This window comes from Stenotrophomonas sp. KH_036_B, from assembly GCF_057839485.1.
On sequence record NZ_CM174491.1, the window covers coordinates 2,939,969 to 2,957,911 of the forward strand.

Here is a 17,943-nt window from a genome sequence, read left to right on the forward strand (position 1 = left end):
ACGCAGGGCGTGGCTCTACGGAATGTTCCAGCACCGCGAAGCCACGCAGGGCGTGGCTCTACCCCCCCCGGGGTGGGCGCCTTTCAGAAATCTTCAGGCGCTTTTCCAGCACTTCAGATGCGCTGCTGGCGTAGTGGGCCCCTCACCCAAGGAGCTCCACCCATGCGTCGAACTACACTGCGTTTCCCCGCCCTGATCCTGTCTCTCACCACCTTCCTGCCCATCGCCACCATGGCGGCGCCGGCGCGGCTGGACCCTGCCCAACTCACCGCGCTGGAAGCCGCCATTGCCAGCGAGGACATCAAGCAGGTCACCAGCGTGCTGCTGCTGGTGGATGGCAAGGTGGCCTACGAACACTACTTCAACGGCGCCGATGCCGAGACCCTGAACGATGTGCGCTCGGCCAGCAAGAGCGTGACCGCGATGCTGGTGGGTGCGGCCATCGGCGACGGCCACCTGCCCGGGGTACAGGCGCGCGTTTACGACTACTTCCCCGAATTCACCGCGCACCACACCGTCGATCCGCGCCTGCTCGGCACCACGGTCGAAGACCTGCTCACCATGAGCAGCCTGTGGGAGTGCGATGACCAGAACCAGTTTTCCAGCGGCAACGAAGAGCGCATGTATGTCACCGAGCGCTGGCTGGACTTCGCGCTGTCGCTGCCGGTGAAGGGATTCGCACCGTGGATGACCCGGCCCGAGGACAGCCCGCACGGCCGCGCGCATGCCTACTGCACCGCCAATTCGTTCGTGCTGGGCGCGGTGGTGGAACGGGCCACGAAGATGCCGCTGGCCGACTACGCCGCGCAGGCGCTGGAGCGCCCGCTGGGCATTGCCAACAGCCACTGGAACCGGTCGCCCGAGGGCATCGGCATGGGCGGCGGTGGCACGCGCTACCGCAGCCGTGACCTGGCCCGGTTGGGCGAACTGGTGCTGGCCGGCGGGCGCTGGCAGGGCAAGCAGGTCATTCCGGCCACCTATGTGCAGGCCATGATCCGTCCGCAGGCGCAGGCCGGCGATGGCAGCGACTACGGCTACCAGTGGTGGGGCTTGAAGCTGCCGGTGGACGGCAAGGAAATCACGGTGTGGGCGATGTCCGGCAACGGCGGCAACTACGTGTTCGTGATGCCGGAGAAGAAGCTGGTCGCGGTGGTCACCAGCCGGGCCTACAACCGCAACTATGCCCACCCGCAGTCGCGCCGCGTGCTTACCGAGTTCCTGCTGCCTGCGTTGCGCTGAGACCCTTCAGGTCATCGGGGCGCCACGGCGCGGACAGCACCTGTGCGCGCTGGGTGGCAACGTCCGCGTCGATGCGGGCGAGCAGACGCTCCCACCCCGCCGCGCTGCGCAGGGGCGCGAACAGCGGGCTGACGCGCAGCCACGCGGCGTCGCGGAAGCCTGCGTCCACGGCAGCGTGCAGGTCGGCCATCGCCGCGCCTGCATCGCCCTGCGCCTGGTGCAGCAAGGCACGCTCAAGCGCGGTGTCCGACCAGCCGTCGTCTGCCTGTTCTTTCAGGGCACGCAGGCGGGCGGTGAGCCACTCGGGCGTGGCCGTGCCGGCACCGTACAGTCCGGCCAGCGTCTGCCCCATCGACTGCTGCGGGCGCAGCTGGCGGCTGTGTTCGAAGGCCTGCGCCGCGCCCTGCGTATCGCCGTCCATCAACAGCAGCTCGCCCTGCAGGCGCAGCAACTCCGGATGCGGGGTGCCGCGTGCGAGGGCCTGGTCCAGTGCCTGCCGTGCCTTGCCCTGCTCGCCCATGGCCAGCAGGCTGCGCGGCCAGGCGATGTTGCTGAAGACGTTGTCCGGAAACAGCTGGAAGTTGTGCGCGTGGCGCCGGGCGGCGGCATCGGTGAAGCCGAGCAGCTCCAGTTCGCGCGCGACCTGCACATCGCGGAACCGGACCCGCTCGGGCGCCTTCAACGCGAGGTTGGCCTGGAGCGCCTGCGCCAGCCGCCCCTTCTCCTGCTGCAGATACGCAAGCGAGGCGCGCGTGCGCTCATCCTGAGGGTCGCGCCGCAGCGCCTGTTCGTAGTCGGCCATCGCCCGCGACATGTCGCCCAGGCAATCGTGTGCATAGCCGCGCGCCGCGAACGCCACCGCATCGTCGGGCGCGGCCGTCAGTGATTGTCCAGCCAGCACCAGCGCCTCCTCCGCATGCTCGCGGGTGCCGTTGAACAGACAGGCGTCGGCCGCCAACGCACGCGCGAGTCCGCGCCGGGCCGCCGCCGAATCCGGATCGATCTGCAGCGCCTGCCGGTACAGCACGATGGCGCGGTCGTTGTTGCTGGCCTGGCCGATGCCGGCGTAGTAGCCCGCACGCTGCAGCACCGGATCGGCCGGCGAACGTGGCGCGCTGCGCGGCCATGCGACGATCACGGCGACCACCGCGACGAGGGCAGCCGCAACACCGGTTGCCGGCCACGCCCAGCGTCGCTTCGGCTCAAGCGCGCGATCCTGCGGGGGTGCGGGTGCCGAATGCTGCAACGGTGCACACAGCTGGTAGCCACGGCCGCGCACGGAACGCACGTAGCGCGGCTGGCGGCTGTCATCCCCCAATGCCTGGCGCAGCAGTTTCACCCGCTGGCTGATGGCATCCTCGCCAACCACCGCCGGCGCCCACACCTGCCGGGCAAGCGTATCGAAGTCGACTACGTCGGTGCCGTGCTCCAGCAGGCAGTCCAGCAGGCGCCAACTGAGCCCGCTCACCGGCAACACCACGTCACCGCGCCGCACCTGTTGCGAGGCGCGGTCGATCTGTAGATCCAGCAGTTGAACGGTACTCATGCGGCAAGCATAGTGCAGGCCCACCCGGGGCGTTACACCCCAGCAACCGGGGTGCAATCAGCGTGCGGTCAACGTCACTTGAACGGTGCGGCCATGGCCTTCAACAGGCTGCCGCTGTCGTCGTCGCCGGTCAGTTCCCAGGTGAACACGCCGCGCAGTTTCTGGGCCTTGGCGTAGTCCGCACGCAGCGCGATCGAGGTCGGGTCTTCGTAGCTGATGAAGACCTTCTCGGCCGCGTTGTACAGCCACGGGGCCTGCGCCACCGGGTGCCAGTGGCGCTGCCAACCGGGCGTGTCCAGGAACTCGCGCTGGATGCGGCGCCAGTCGCCTGCTTCGAACGGGGCGCTGTACGGCTGGTACAGGCCATCGGCAGATTCCGTGGTGACCTTGAAGCCACGCCCATAGAACGGCACGCCCACCACCAGCTTGTCGTCCGGCACGCCGTGCTGGCGGTAGTACTGCACCGCGCCTTCCACGCTGTTCCAGCGGCGCTGTTCCGGTGCGAGCGGGTCCTGCGGCACCTCGCGCAGCGGCGCGTTGAAGGTGGACACCTTGGAGAAGCCGGTGCCCATGTCGTAGCTCATCAGGTTGATGAAATCGAGCGCCTGCCCCAGTGCCTTGAGTTCGTAGCTGAGCGCGGGATCGTAAGGACCATAGGTCTGCACGCGACCGGCGGGCAGCGCGGCGGTGAGCAGCCGGTGCGGCCCACGCCCAGTGTCGAGCGCGTCCAGCTGGCGGCGGAATTCCTGCACCAGCAGGGTCATGTTGCGCCGATCCTCCGGGCGGTCGGTAATCTCCAGCGGGCCGCCGTAGACGGGGAATTCCCAATCGATGTCCACGCCGTCGAAACTGCCGCGGTACTGTTCGAAGAACAAGGCGATGCACGAGCGGACGAACCGCTGGCGGCTGTCAGCGGTCAGTGCGGCATCGGAAAACCCACCTGCATTCCAGCCACCGATGGAGATCATGGTGTGCAACTGCGGGTGTTCGCGCTTGAGCGCGGCCAGCGCCTGGAAGTGCGCCGGGGCATTTTCATCCACGACACACCTGCCATCGTCGATGCGGGCGAAGGCGTAGAACAGATGGGTCAGCGTATCGGCCGGAATGGCGGATACCGGGTAGCGCTCGGCGGAGCCACCGGGGTAGTAGGCGCCGACCACCGCGCCTGACGGCGGCGCGGCATGGCCGGCGAGCGGGAGCGCGATCGCAATGGCGGCGCCCAGCAGGGCGACGAACGGACGGGACATGGCAGCTCCAGCAACGAGGATTAGCGGCAACGTTAGCAGGGCACGATCCCTGTTGGCGCGTTGTCCTGCGAATCTGTCCAGCGGACACGCCTGTGGGGCGCCTGCTGGTCGACTGCGTGGCCTCGGGCCGGGGCAGCTTAGAAGCGTGGTGCGCGGTCTTCGACTGGATCTGCCGCGCGCGTTGAGGGCCTCGCCGCGGCCGGCAGGCCCCTATGCAAATGTCCCCCGGCGTCGGCCTGCGCCGCCGCCTCCTCCTTTACTTTGCCAGGGACCTACCGCCCGCGACGGGGCTCGGCTTGCGGTTCGCAGGGAAAAGCCGGAGCACGACGCAACGCCCGTGGGTCGAGTGCCGGGTCGCCTTGCCCTTGTAGGCGAAGTAAAGGAGGAGGGGGCGGCCGCAGGCCGACGCCGGGGGACATTCGCCGGAAAGGGTAAGGCGGCCCGGCGCTCGATTCACCGGCAGCCGCTGTAGAGGAACCTTCGCAGGCAAGGGTATGGCGGCCCCGGGCTCGCCCCGCCGGCAGCCGCGTCTGACCAAAAAGCGCGCGCGCTCTTCTCGGATGGGAAAAGAACCAAAAAAAACGGGCCGAAGCCCGTTTTTTTCTTCAAGGAGTGACGACCAGCGGTCGTCACCTACCCTCGTAATCAGCCTTCGGCTGGTTACTCGGCGGAAACGCCTTCGCCTTCTTCGACGGCCTTCATCGACAGGCGGATACGGCCCTGCTTGTCGACTTCCAGCACCTTCACCTTGACCACATCGCCTTCCTTCAGCTTGTCGCCGACCTTCTCGACGCGCTCGCTGGAGATCTGCGAGACGTGGACCAGGCCGTCCTTGCCCGGCAGGATGGTGACGAACGCACCGAAGTCCATGATCTTGGCGACCTTGCCTTCGTAGATGCGGCCCGGCTCGACGTCCGAGGTGATCTGCTCGATGCGGGCCTTCGCCGCCTGCGCGGCGATGGCGTTGACCGAGGCGATGACGATGGTGCCGTCATCCTGGATGTCGATCTGGGTGCCGGTTTCCTTGGTGATGGCCTGGATGGTGGAACCACCCTTGCCGATCACTTCGCGGATCTTGTCCGGGTGGATCTTGATGGTCAGCAGGCGCGGCGCGTAGTCCGACAGCTCCTGGCGCGGGGCGGTCAGGCCGTGGGCCATTTCACCCAGGATGTGCAGACGGCCAGCCTTGGCCTGCTGCAGTGCCTGCTTCATGATCTCTTCGGTGATGCCTTCGATCTTGATATCCATCTGCAGGGCGGAGATGCCCTCAGCGGTACCGGCCACCTTGAAGTCCATGTCACCCAGGTGATCTTCGTCACCCAGGATGTCGGACAGGACGACGAAGCGATCGCCTTCCTTGACCAGACCCATGGCGATACCGGCCACCGGCGACTTGACCGGCACGCCGGCGTCCATCAGGGCCAGCGAGGAACCGCAGACCGAGGCCATCGACGAGGAGCCGTTCGATTCGGTGATTTCCGACACGACACGGATGGTGTACGGGAAGGATTCCAGCGACGGCATCACTGCCAGCACACCGCGCTTGGCGAGACGGCCATGGCCGATTTCGCGACGCTTCGGGCCCATCATGCGGCCGGTCTCACCCACCGAGTACGGGGGGAAGTTGTAATGGAACAGGAAGTTGTCCTTGTACTCACCGGACACGGCATCGATGACCTGGCCATCACGGGCGGTGCCCAGGGTGATGGTCACGATGGCCTGCGTTTCGCCGCGGGTGAACAGCGAGGAACCGTGGGTACGCGGCAGGATGCCGGTCTTCACGGCGATCGGGCGGACGGTGTCCAGCGCACGGCCGTCGATGCGGACCTTGGTGTCCAGCACCGAGTTGCGCATGGTGCTGTATTCCAGCTCACCGAATTCCTTCGACAGCTCGGCCGGGTTCCAGCCGTCGGCGGCAACGCGGCCGGCCAGCGACTCCGTCACGTCCTTCTTGATCGCCGAGATGGCGTCACGGCGCTGCAGCTTGTCGCGCACCTGGAAGGCTTCGCCCAGGCGCGGGCCAACGGCTTCCTGCAGGGCGCTGATCAGCGCGTCGTTCTTGGCCGGGGCCACCCAGGTCGACGGCTTGGTGCCGGCTTCCACGGTCAGCTCGTTGATGGCGTTGATGACCTTCTGCATTTCGCGGTGACCGAAGGTCACGGCGCCCAGCATCACGTCTTCGGAGAGCAGCGCGGCTTCGGATTCCACCATCAGCACGGCATTCGAGGTACCGGCAACCACCAGTTCCAGCTCCGAATCCTTCAGCTCGGTCACGGTCGGGTTGAGGATGTACTCACCGTTCTTGTAACCCACCTTGGCAGCGGCGATCGGACCCTTGAACGGGGTACCGGCCAGCGACAGGGCTGCCGAGGCGCCGATCAGGGCAGCGATGTCGCCATCGATGTCCGGGTTCAGCGACATCACGGTGGCGATGATCTGCACTTCGTTCTTGTAGTCTTCCGGGAACAGCGGACGGATCGGGCGATCGATCAGGCGCGAAATCAGCGTCTCTTTTTCGGTCGCGCGGCCTTCGCGCTTGAAGAAGCCACCCGGGATACGGCCACCGGCGTAGAACTTCTCCTGATAGTCACAGGTCAGGGGGAAGAAGTCCTGGCCCTCACGCGCGCTCTTGGCAGCCACGGCGGAGACCAGCAGCACGGTGTCGTCGAACTTGACGATGACGGCGCCACCGGCCTGACGGGCGATTTCGCCGGTTTCAAGCGTGACGGTGTGCTTGCCGTACTGGAAGGTTTTGGTGATTTTTGCCACGGGGGATGTCCTTGGGGAAATGCTGTCTTCGAATGGACCGCAGGCGACCCTTGCCGCCGGCGGGTGACCGGAAGTCCGGTCCTGGCGTTTGATGCGGTACTACCAAAACAAAACCGCGGCGCATTCCTGCGCCGCGGTCGGGGTGTCTGCTTAGCGACGCAGGCCGAGCTTTTCGATCAGGGCCTTGTAACGCACGACGTCTTTCTTCTTCAGGTAGTCCAGCAGGCTGCGGCGGCGGTTGACCATCTGCAGCAGACCGCGGCGGCTGTGGTGATCCTTCTTGTGGGTCTTGAAGTGGCCGGTCAGCAGCTCGATGCGGGCGGTCAGCAGGGCGACCTGGACTTCCGGGGAGCCGGTATCGGCCGAGCTGCGCTTGTTGTCTTCAATGACTTTCTGGGTGTCGATCGACATATCTGTTTTCTCTTGGATGCGTGGCCCGCAGAAACGTCCCATTGACGTACCGCGCGACTCGCCGTTAACGAAAGGATGAACCCGCCTACGCGGGAAGCCTGAAAAGGCCGCGAAATTGTAACGGTCGCGGCCTCCCGGAACAAGCTCCGGGTGACCGCAGTCACAGGTTGAAGCGGCGCTGCGGGGCCAGCAGACCGGTCTCGTCGACCTGGCCAAGCCCCTGGATACGGGCGTCCGGGCCGTAGACGGCCACCGTGCCCGGCGGCCAGGCCGGATCGCGCAGGCGCTGTCCCACGCAGAAGCGCGGTGCCTGTTCAGCGTCCAGCTGGACCTGCGGATAGTGCGCCAGGCCGTCGGCCAGGGGCAGCAGCACGCGCTCCATGGCCGCCTCGTCGCCCTGCTCCGCCAACGCATACAGGGCCTCAAGGGTCACCATGGGGGCGTCGCGGAACGGGTCCACCCACAGCCGCCGCAGCCCGGCGATGTGCGCCCCACAACCCAGGGTTTCGCCCAGATCGCGGGCCAGACTGCGGATATAGGTCCCCGAACCGCAGGTCACGCGCAGCGACAGGCGGGTCGGCTGCTGGTCCAGCACCTCGATGGCATGCACCTCCACGTCGCGCTCCGGCGCTTCGATGGTCTCGCCACGGCGGGCCTTCAGGTACAGCGGTTCACCGCCCTGCTTGAGCGCCGAGTAGATCGGGGCGCGCTGTCGTATATGGCCCTTCAGGGGCGCAAGGGCCGCGTCGAGCTGTTCACGGCTGATGGTCGGCACGGGCCGTTCCAGCAGCACGCTGCCATCGGAATCGTCGGTGTCGGTAGTCTGGCCCAGCACCACGTCGGCGTCGTACGCCTTGGCCGAGCCCAGCAGCAGGCCGGCAATCTTGGTGGCCTCACCGAAGCACAGCGGCAGCAGGCCGGTGGCGAGCGGGTCGAGGCTGCCGGTGTGGCCGCCCTTCTCGGCACGGAACAGACGGCGTGCCAGCTGCAGCGCGGCGTTGGAGCTCATGCCTGGCGGTTTGTCGAGCAGGAGGATGCCGTCGAGGCGACGGAAGGTAATTCGGGTCATGTGTTTCGCCGGGGTCTATCGCGCAGCCAGGCAGGGCCTGGCTCTACGTGACAACAGCCCTTGCGGGCTGTTTTTTTTATTCGGGTTTGGTGTCGCTGTCGTCGCCGTCTTCAGCTTCACGGTCTTTCTCGGCCGCCAGGGTGTCGGGCAGCTCACGCAGGAGGTTGTCGATGCGCTCGCCACGGTCGACCGAGTCGTCGTAGTGGAAGTGCAGCTCGGGCACGTGGCGCAGCTTCATGGCCTTGGCCAGGTCCATGCGCAGCTCCCAGGCCAGCTCCTTGAGCCCCTTCATCGCTTCGGCCGAACGTTCGGGCATCAGCGCGGTGACGAAGATCTTGGCATGGGCCATGTCACGGGTGATTTCGACGTCGGAAACGCTCACCGAAGGCAAGCCGTGCACACGCACAAGGTTATGTACGAGCGTACCCAGCTCACGGCGGATCTGGGCGGAAACACGGTCGGTTCGATGGAAGGTTTTTGGCACGAGGAACTCTTCGATATTGGAATTTCGGTAGGGCCCGACCGTTGGTCGGGCCCCGTCCACATTACAGGGTGCGCGGCACTTCGATACGCTCGAAGCACTCGATCTGGTCACCCGGCTTCACGTCGTTGTAAGCCTTCACGCCGATACCGCATTCGGTACCGTTGCGGACTTCCTCGACGTTTTCCTTGAAGCGACGCAGCGATTCCAGCTCGCCTTCGAACACCACCACGCTGTCGCGCAGGACGCGGATCGGCTTGCTGCGCTTGACCGTGCCTTCGATGATCATGCAGCCAGCGACCGCACCGAACTTGGAGCTGCGGAACACGTCGCGGACCTGGGCGATACCGATGATCTCTTCGCGGATTTCGACGCCGAGCAGACCGGAGGCCACCTGCTTCACCTGATCGATCACGTCATAGATGATCGAGAAGTAACGCAGGTCAACGCCGTTGGATTCAATGATGCGACGCGCAGAAGCGTCGGCACGCACGTTGAAGCCGATGACGGTGGCCTTGGAGGCCACGGCCGAGTTGGCGTCCGACTCGGTGATGCCGCCCACGCCGGAGTGGATCACGTTGATGCGGATGTCTTCGTTGGACAGTGCAACCAGTGCCTGGCTCAACGCCTGCACCGAACCCTGCACGTCAGCCTTGATCACCAGGTTCAGCACCTGCTGGCCATCGCCCTTGCCCAAGGTAGCCATGATGTCTTCCATGCGGCTGCCGGCAGACTGCACCAGGCGCGATTCGCGGCGCTTGGTTTCGCGCTGCTGCGCAACGTCCTTGGCCAGGCGCTCGTCCTCGACCACCACGAAGTCATCGCCGGCATCCGGCACACCGGACAGACCCAGCACCTGCACCGGAATCGACGGGCCAGCCTGGTCGGGCTGCTTGCCGGTTTCGTCGAACAGGGCGCGCACGCGGCCGTACTGGATACCGCAGACCAGGTAGTCGCCCTTCTTCAGCGAACCCTGCTGCACCAGCACGGTGGCGATCGGGCCACGGCCCTTGTCCAGCGAGGATTCGATGACCACGCCGCTGGCGCGGCCCTCGGCCGGGGCCTTCAGTTCCAGCAGTTCGGCCTGGATCGAAATCGCGTCCAGCAGGTCATCGATGCCGAGACCGGCCTTGGCCGAGATCTCCACCATCTGGGTGTCACCACCGAAGTCTTCGGACACGACCTGCTCGGTGAGCAGCTCGTTCTTGACCCGCATCGGGTCGGCGCCGGACTTGTCGATCTTGTTTATGGCCACGATCAGCGGCACACCGGCGGACCGGGCGTGCTGGATCGCTTCCTTGGTCTGCGGCATCACGCCGTCGTCGGCTGCAACCACCAGCACCACGATGTCGGTCAGCTTGGCACCGCGGGCACGCATCGAGGTAAACGCGGCATGGCCCGGGGTATCCAGGAAGCTGATGACGCCCTTGGGCGTTTCAACGTGGTACGCACCGATGTGCTGGGTGATGCCACCGGCTTCGCCCGTGGCAACCTTGGTGCGGCGGATGTAATCCAGCAGCGAGGTCTTGCCGTGGTCGACGTGACCCATGATGGTCACCACCGGCGGACGTGCCACCGGCTCGCCCTGCTCACCGTCGTTCAACGCCAGCAGCGCGTCTTCGGCGTCGTTGGTGTTGGCACGGATCACGTTGTGGCCGAGTTCTTCGGTCACCAGCGCCGCGGTGTCATGGTCGATGGTCTGGGTGATGGTCGCCATGACGCCCATCTTGAACAGCGCCTTGACCACGTCGCCGCCCTTGACGGCCAGCTTCTGGGCCAGATCGGCCACGGTCACGGTGTCGCCGATGGTCACATCACGCACGATCGGTGCAAGCGGACGCTCGAAACCATGGGCACCGCCACCACTACGCGACTGGTTGCTGTCGCGACGGCCACCATGCTGCACGCGACCGGTCGGACGACCACGCGAGTTGCTGTTGTTGCCGCGACGTGCGCGATCGGCGGCCGACAGATGCAGCTGACCGGCGAACCGGTTGCCACCGTCGTCGTCGCGCTTGGCGCCCGGGCGGTTGTTGTTGTTGTTGTTGTTCGAGTTGCGGTCATCCGAACGCGGGGCCGGACGGGCCGCCGACGGCGCAGACGGACGCGCAGCGCGGGCCGGGGCCGCAGCCTCGGCGGCAGGCTTGGCGGCGACCGGTGCAGGCGGCGCGTTCTTCGCGGCTTCCGCAGCGGCTTCGGCCGCCTTGCGCTCGGCTTCGGCGCGATCCTTGGCGTCGATTTCTTCCTGGCGCTTGCGTGCGATTTCTTCGTCACGCGCACGGTCCTTCTCGGCCAGTGCGCGTTGCTCATCCAGATTGCGCTGGCGGGATTCCTCCAGCTTGCGCAGGATGTCGGCGCGCTCCTCATCCGGCGTCATCGCCTTGCCACTCGCGTCCTTGGTGTAGGTGCGCTTCTGGCGCACTTCGACGTTGACGGTGGTCTTGCTGCGGCCGGCGCTGACGGTCACTTCCTGCAACTTGCGACGGTTGAGGGTGATCTTCTTGGCAGCTTCGTCGGCGCTTTCGACGGGCTGTTCGGCCTTGCCATGCGAACGACGAAGGAAGCCCAGGAGCTTCACCTTCTCGGTGCTGGTCACAACCTGGTCGGGACCGCTGAACTTCATGCCGGCTTCGGCAAGCTGTACAAGCAGTTTTTCGACCGGGGTATTGACCAGTTCGGCAAGCTTGCGGATGGTGGTTTGCTGCGACATTCGGATCCTATGATCTGGTTGGCGCTCCTCCGAAACGGGCGAAGGCAGCGCGGAGTCTAAGCCCTGATCGGGTCAGGGCACTGTTCATCGCTGGCTCATTCGCCGCGCTCCAGGCGGGCGATCTCCTCGGCTCGGGCGGCAAGGATCAGGGCGGCGGCGCGCTCCTGGTCCATGTCCTCGATGCCGAACTCGAGGATCTCATCGGCGGCCAGCTCCGACAGGTCCTCACTCGTACGCACGCCATGACCGGCCAGGGCGTAGGCGGTTGCCTCGTCCATGCCTTCCAGGGCGAGCAGGTCTTCGGACGGCGAACCATCTTCCAGACCCTCTTCCACCGCCAGCGCTTCGTTGAGCAGCGCGTCGCGGGCACGGGCACGCAGCTCTTCGACGATGTCTTCGTCGAAGCCTTCCACGGCCAGCAGTTCGCCGACCGGGACGTAGGCGATTTCTTCCACGGTGTTGAAGCCTTCGGTCACCAGGATGGCGGCGATTTCTTCATCCACTTCCAGCTTGTCCATGAACAACTGGCGGGCAACGCCCTGCTCTGCCTCGGACTTGGCGGTCACCTGGTCCTGGGTCATCACATTGAGCTGCCAACCGGTCAGGCGGCTGGCCAGGCGCACGTTCTGGCCGCCCTTGCCGATCGCCTGGGCCAGGCGCTCTTCCGCCACGGCCAGGTCCATCGAGTGCTTGTCTTCATCGACGATGATCGACTGCACTTCCGCCGGCGCCATCGCGTTGATGACGAAGTTGGCGGGGTTGTCGTTCCACAGCACGATATCCACGCGCTCGCCATTGAGCTCGTTGGACACGGCCTGCACGCGCGAACCGCGCATGCCGATGCAGGCGCCGATCGGATCGGTACGCGCATCGTGGGCGAGCACGGCGATCTTGGCGCGGTCACCCGGATCGCGCGCACAGGCCTTGATCTCGACCAGGCCCTGGCCCACTTCCGGCACTTCAAGCTTGAACAGCTCGATCATGAATTCCGGCGCGGCGCGGCTGATGAACAGCTGCGGGCCACGCGGTTCCGAGCGGACTTCGGCCAGGTAGCCGCGCACGCGGTCACCGGCGCGCAGCACGTCGCGCGGAATGCCCTTGTCCTTCGGAATGAAGGCCTCGGCGTTGCCGCCCAGGTCCACATAGATGTTGCCGCGCTCGGCACGCTTGACCACACCGGTGACCAGCTCGCCCACGCGATCCTTCCACGCATCGACAACCTGCTGACGCTCGGCCTCGCGCACGCGCTGGACGATCACCTGCTTGGCGGCCTGTGCGGCGATACGGCCGAAGTCCGGGTTTTCGATCTGCTCTTCGATGTAGTCGCCCACTTCCACGCCTTCGGCTTCGTCGATGGCATCCATCAGACGCACCTGGCGATCAGGCGATTCCATCACTACGTCATCGGCCACCACTTCCCAGCGGCGGAAGGTTTCGTAGGTGCCGTCCTTGTGGTCGATCGACACACGGGCCAGCACTTCTTCTTCCGGGTAACGCTTTTTGGCAGCCGAAGCCAACGCTGCCTCAATGGCATCGAAGATGACTTCGCGCGGAACGCCTTTTTCGTTGGCGACCGCATCCACTACCAGCAAAAGTTCCTTGCTCATTGGCTCACTCCGCGCGCGGCTTTTTAGCCGCCGGCTCGTTGGATGGTTTCTTGTTCGCCTTGCCACCCTGTTTGGGTGCCGGGCCAGTCGGTTTGGTCGGAGCCAGGCCGAGGGCGGCCCAGTCCGGCATGATGCGTGCCTTGTCGATGTTCTCGATATCGGCGGTGAACGGGGAATTGTCGACCTTGAAGGTGACATTGCCCTGTTCCAGGTCAACACTCAGGATTTCGCCCTGCAGGCGACGGCGGCCGTCCTGCGGCAGCTTCAGCGTCACCTTGGCCGATTCGCCGATGGCGCGCTCGAACTGTTCGCCGGTGAACAGCGGACGGTCCACGCCCGGCGAGGACACTTCCAGCGTGTAATTGGCGCTGATCGGGTCTTCCACGTCCAGCTGCGCCGACACTTCGCGGCTCACGCGCTCGCAGTCGTCGATGTTGACGATGCGCTCGGGCTGTTCGGCCAGCGGCACGTCGATATACAGGCGCAGGGTGGCACCACCCGGGGCGGTCAGATACTCCACACCCAGCAGCTCGAGACCCAGCGACTGAACGGTGGGGGCGAGCAGATTCGCGATTTCGGTTGCCTTGTCGCTCACAGTCTGCCTTGATTCGTTGAAAGAGGTACTGGGCCGGCCCGTCACGCTGGCCCGATCCCACTGAACAGGTTCCGGAAACAACAAAGGGCCCGCTGGGCCCCTTGTCCGGTACAACTCCGGTCATGCTGGATTCCGGTTGCGGCGTCACGCGCGGTGCGTGCTGCTGCGAGCCCAGCCTTCCGGGGGGTTACGACTACCTGAAGGGAAGTCGCACGGCCCGGAAGCCGGTCGCGGGACGGTCCGCATTCCGGGGAATGGGGCCAGTCAGGTAGTCCGCTAAGCCGTGGATGATAACGACTGGACGGTCGTGGCGCAATGGCAAGCGCCCTTTTCAGGGACAAAGCTGAACAGGCCGGTTAACGCGCACGCCCCAACGAAAAAAGCGACCCCGTTACCGGAATCGCCGTTTCGTCTACTGCATCTGCACTGCAGATTCTCTGTGGTAGCGGGGGCAGGATTTGAACCTGCGACCTTCGGGTTATGAGCCCGACGAGCTGCCAGACTGCTCCACCCCGCAGCAGAAGCGGAATTGTAATGGCTTTTGAAGATGCGTGCAACCCCAAGGGGTAGAGCCCAGATGAGGCCGGCTATCTCCTCAGAGCCAGTTGCATCAGGGATAGTGTAACCATGGCCCCTCCTCGTACCGATTCAACAATCTATTGCGAATCGCCGAGTTCAACCTTGCAGCGCCGGACTGGGGATAGTAGACGCGTGATGGACTGGGCACTGCCAGCTGTTTCTCACCGGCTCGCCCCGCTACAGGGCCGAGAGGCGCCTTGACCGGGACTCGGGCTGCATTTGCAAACCCTTGGCCTGGTGAGGCATCACCGCCCCACCCGCCCCAACACGATTGAAACTCGACGGGCACTTCTCTGGAGTTTCCGATTCCCGTGTTCTGGTACTTGATGCCTACCTCCTCTCCCGTCAGCCGGTCGGGGCCCCACATGGTCCGACCCTTCCCACCATGTACCCGCACGATGTCCTTGTCGGGGCTTCTCCAGATGATTACGTCGCCCGTCGCAAGATTCTTGTTAACCACCTTCACTGGCGGACGCATTGACCGAACTACATGCATTCCCCCAGCGGTCATCGCCACGGCCCCGAGCACCCCGGCGATCGCACCCAATATGCCGGCCTCTTTGCTTTTTCCCTGCACTGCCATTACCCCCGCTACAGCCCCCACCGCCACCGCACCGACCCCCATGAGTGCAGCAAGAGGCACCAGAAAGTGGCCACTGGGGTCGGTGTGGTTGATCGGGTCGCCTTCGCAGTAGGCGTATGCGTTGATACCGCCTTCGCCAAACGGACTCAGGCTGTCCGGGCTATGAAACCGCCTCAGCACCGGGTTGTACACGCGGTAGCCGTTGCCCAGGATCTGCCAGCAGCTGCGCGGCTCGTGCAACTGGCCGTTGTAGCCGAGTCGCGCCCGAGCGCCTGCGTGTGGAGTGGTGCCTGGGGCGCGTGTTCCGCCGGGCGTGGGGGATGTTGAAGACATGCTCAATCCTCGGTGCGCTGCCCGATGTTGCGTGTGCTCCTACGAGCCGAAGCACTACGCCCCATCAGATCAAAGCTCGGTGAACTGCGACGATTCTTCCCGCGTTACGGAGGGTCTCCGAATATCCGCCACGCGCATCGCAGCTGGCCGCCTGCTGGATGTCTGGTGCGCACGCAACGGCAGTGACCGAGCCGCAACCGCCGGAGGATTCACGCCCATTCCCCACATCTGCTGCTCGGGAATGTGTAACTCCGGACGGCGTAGAGACGGCGGCGGCGGTGTGCCTGGTACAGGTGACGTGGGCGATGGAATCGGCGATGCGGTCGCGGTCGAGAGAGGCGTTGAGCGCGTTGAGTCCGTATTGAGCGTTGACAACGTACTGGGCCTCCGCGCGGTACTGGGCCGCAGCGCCTTGGGATGCTTCCACGCGTAGCGGAAACCAAACCCCGCGCCCACGCCCGCTATGACAGTGCCAACAATCGCAAGTGCACGCTGCGCCTCTTTCTCGGTGGTCAGCGCCACGCCCAGAGCACCCACCGAAACAGCCGTTGCCGCCGACACCGGCGTCAGTTTCAGCGTCTGCAACCTGCGCAGATGGCTCCACGTTTCCTTCAGGGTGGGGAGAATCCTACTGATGAACCAGCGACCATTGGGGTCCAACCGGTTGACCGGGTCGCTCGCGCAGTAAGCGTAGGCATTGATGCCGCCCTTGCCGAAGGGACTCAGGCTGTCGGGACTGTGGAAGCGCATCAGCACCGGGTTGTAGATGCGGTAGCCGTTGCCCAGGAACTGCCAGCATTCGCCTGGCTCATGAAGCTGGCCATTGAAGCCCAGCCGACCGTGCAGGTCTGCGCGCGGGCCTGAATGCGGATGCCGGGGAACGGACATGGGAGACGGTGACGACATGGCAGACCCTCGGTGCAATGCCCGATGTGGCGTGTGTCCCCCGACCACCGCATCAATACGCCCGGGATGATCAAGGCGGGGTGAATGGAGCGGGTTGGGCCTGTCTGGTTGCCACGCCCGGCGTGGCACTACAACGAAAAAAGCGACCCCGTTGCCGGGATCGCTTGATTCGTCCATCACCCCGGTCTGCACCGGGTCGATATGGTAGCGGGGGCAGGATTTGAACCTGCGACCTTCGGGTTATGAGCCCGACGAGCTGCCAGACTGCTCCACCCCGCAACGGAAGTGCTTGAATTGGATTGATCACCAGCAGTGATCAGTACAGCAACGATATTCTGGCGAAACCGCTGCATCAACAACTCAGGAGACGAATATTACACTACTTGCGCAGTTTTGTATCGTTTTTTATGCAAGATGCGCAAAAGCCTGCTGGCACCAGACCATGATCGGGTTCCAGGCCAAGCCCAGTGCCAGCAGCGCCAGAGCGTTCACGCCCAGCACCACGCCCAGCACGCGGTCGTTGTTGGCCGGCAGGGGCTCGCCCACCGGTTCATCGAAGTACATGACCTTGATCACGCGCAGGTAGTAGAAGCAACCGATCACCGCGCAGATCACGCCCAGCAGGGCCAGCCACAACATACCGCCGTTGACGGCCGCGCCGAGCACCGCCAGCTTGGTCCAGAAGCCCAGGAACGGCGGGATGCCGGCCATGGACGCCATGATGCACAGGACCAGGCCCGCCATCCACGGGTTGCGGGCGTTCAGGCCCTTGAAGTCTTCGATCTTCTCGGCTTCAAACCCATTGCGCGACAGCGCGATGATGGCGCCGAAGGCCGCGGTCGACATGATCGCGTAGCTCAGCGCATAGAACAGCGCCGCCGCGTAGCCGCGTTCACCGCCACCGGCGATGCCCATCAGCAGGAAGCCGATGTGTGAGACGGTGGAGTACGCCAGCATGCGCTTCAGATTGCTCTGCGCGATCGCCATCAGGTTGCCGATCACCAGCGAGAGCGCGGCCAGGCCACCAATCAGATACTTCCATTCCGGCGACAGCGGGCCCACGCCCACTTCCAGCAGGCGGTAGGCCATGCCGAACGCGGCCAGCTTGGGGGCCGAACTGATGAACAGTGCGATCGGTGCCGGGGCACCCTGGTACACGTCGGGCAGCCACATGTGGAACGGGGCCGCACCGAGCTTGAAGGCCACGCCGGCGATCATGAAGACCGCGCCGGTGAGCAGCAGCACCTTCTCGTCCGAATGCGGGATGGCCGCATGGATCGCGTCCAGGTGCAGCGAGCCGGTGGCGCCGTAGATCAGCGACATGCCGTACAGCAGCAGGCCCGAGGCCAGCGAACCCAGCACGATGTACTTCATGGCCGCTTCGGTAGCCAGGCCGTTGTCACGGTTGCTGGCCACCAGCGCGTAGGAGCACAGGGCCAGCAGTTCCAGGCCCAGGTACACCATCAGCAGGCTGCCGGCCGAGACCAGGATCATCATGCCGGCGGTGCCGAACAGGATCAGGACCGGGATCTCGCCCTGGAACAGATCGCGCTCGCGCAGGTAGCTCCAGCCGTAGACCAGGGTCAGGCCACTGCACAGCACCACCACGGTCTTCATCACGTCGGCCGCGGTGTCGCGGACGAACATGCCGTGGAAGACCTCGCCCTGCCCGCCTACGCCGGTGGCGAGCATGAACAGCACGACCGCCAGTGCGGCAACAGAGAACAGGTGGGTCCAGATCTTGTTCTCTTTGCTGATGAACAGATCGAGGATCAACAGGGTGAACGCGCTGCCGATCAGCACCAGCTCGGGCGCGAGTGGCGGCAGGTCAGCGGCGGTCAATGGCAACAGCGGCGAGGTGGTCATCA

General features: G+C 65.1%; 13 protein-coding genes and 2 tRNA genes. 1 reads left to right on the forward strand and 14 read right to left on the reverse strand.

Features of this window, described 5'->3' with window-relative positions:
• Positions 1-162 precede the first annotated feature (162 nt).
• Positions 163-1,239, forward strand: a complete 1,077-nt coding sequence (locus AC3ITN_RS13210) for a serine hydrolase domain-containing protein (RefSeq protein ID WP_489390801.1) — start codon at positions 163-165, stop codon at positions 1,237-1,239.
• On the opposite strand, the gene AC3ITN_RS13215 is transcribed toward AC3ITN_RS13210, so the two are convergent.
• The 14 genes from AC3ITN_RS13215 to nuoN all read right to left on the reverse strand — a co-directional run bounded on the left by AC3ITN_RS13215 (position 1,208) and on the right by nuoN (position 17,941).
• The gene (locus AC3ITN_RS13215; protein ID WP_489390802.1) at positions 1,208-2,785 is read right to left on the reverse strand and encodes a winged helix-turn-helix domain-containing protein; all 1,578 of its coding nucleotides are present in this window, start codon (positions 2,783-2,785) and stop codon (positions 1,208-1,210) included. The two genes, AC3ITN_RS13210 and AC3ITN_RS13215, sit on opposite strands and share 32 nt — an antisense overlap.
• A 74-nt stretch (positions 2,786-2,859) precedes the next feature.
• Positions 2,860-4,032, reverse strand: coding sequence for a glycoside hydrolase family 18 protein (locus AC3ITN_RS13220; RefSeq protein ID WP_489390803.1), 1,173 nt, complete (start codon positions 4,030-4,032; stop codon positions 2,860-2,862).
• Between the two features lie 660 nt (positions 4,033-4,692).
• A complete protein-coding gene (gene pnp / locus AC3ITN_RS13225; protein ID WP_313344625.1) occupies positions 4,693-6,801 on the reverse strand; it encodes a polyribonucleotide nucleotidyltransferase in 2,109 nt (702 codons plus the stop codon).
• Positions 6,802-6,951: 150 nt separating this feature from the next.
• Positions 6,952-7,212, reverse strand: a complete 261-nt coding sequence (rpsO, locus tag AC3ITN_RS13230; RefSeq protein WP_313344622.1) for a 30S ribosomal protein S15 — start codon at positions 7,210-7,212, stop codon at positions 6,952-6,954.
• Between the two features lie 160 nt (positions 7,213-7,372).
• On the reverse strand, positions 7,373-8,281 hold the full coding sequence (truB, locus tag AC3ITN_RS13235; RefSeq protein WP_489390804.1) for a tRNA pseudouridine(55) synthase TruB: 909 nt from the start codon (positions 8,279-8,281) through the stop codon (positions 7,373-7,375).
• Between the two features lie 76 nt (positions 8,282-8,357).
• Positions 8,358-8,765 carry a 30S ribosome-binding factor RbfA gene (rbfA, locus tag AC3ITN_RS13240; protein ID WP_489390805.1) on the reverse strand — a complete coding sequence of 136 codons (408 nt, stop codon included), beginning with the start codon at positions 8,763-8,765 and terminating at the stop codon, positions 8,358-8,360.
• A 61-nt stretch (positions 8,766-8,826) separates the two neighbouring features.
• Positions 8,827-11,472, reverse strand: coding sequence for a translation initiation factor IF-2 (gene infB, locus AC3ITN_RS13245; protein WP_313344613.1), 2,646 nt, complete (start codon positions 11,470-11,472; stop codon positions 8,827-8,829).
• Between the two features lie 95 nt (positions 11,473-11,567).
• Entirely contained in the window at positions 11,568-13,079 is a 1,512-nt protein-coding gene (gene nusA / locus AC3ITN_RS13250) for a transcription termination factor NusA (RefSeq protein WP_313344610.1), read from the reverse strand.
• 4 nt (positions 13,080-13,083) lie between these two features.
• A complete protein-coding gene (rimP, locus tag AC3ITN_RS13255) occupies positions 13,084-13,674 on the reverse strand; it encodes a ribosome maturation factor RimP (RefSeq protein WP_313344607.1) in 591 nt (196 codons plus the stop codon).
• Between the two features lie 440 nt (positions 13,675-14,114).
• Positions 14,115-14,191, reverse strand: a tRNA-Met gene (locus tag AC3ITN_RS13260).
• A 93-nt stretch (positions 14,192-14,284) separates the two neighbouring features.
• Positions 14,285-15,169, reverse strand: a complete 885-nt coding sequence (locus tag AC3ITN_RS13265) for an RHS repeat-associated core domain-containing protein (protein ID WP_489390806.1) — start codon at positions 15,167-15,169, stop codon at positions 14,285-14,287.
• 69 nt (positions 15,170-15,238) lie between these two features.
• Positions 15,239-16,075, reverse strand: a complete 837-nt coding sequence (locus AC3ITN_RS13270; RefSeq protein ID WP_489390807.1) for an RHS repeat-associated core domain-containing protein — start codon at positions 16,073-16,075, stop codon at positions 15,239-15,241.
• A 202-nt stretch (positions 16,076-16,277) separates the two neighbouring features.
• A tRNA-Met gene (locus tag AC3ITN_RS13275) sits at positions 16,278-16,354 on the reverse strand.
• Positions 16,355-16,480: 126 nt separating this feature from the next.
• Positions 16,481-17,941, reverse strand: a complete 1,461-nt coding sequence (gene nuoN, locus AC3ITN_RS13280) for an NADH-quinone oxidoreductase subunit NuoN (protein ID WP_489390808.1) — start codon at positions 17,939-17,941, stop codon at positions 16,481-16,483.
• Positions 17,942-17,943 lie beyond the last annotated feature (2 nt).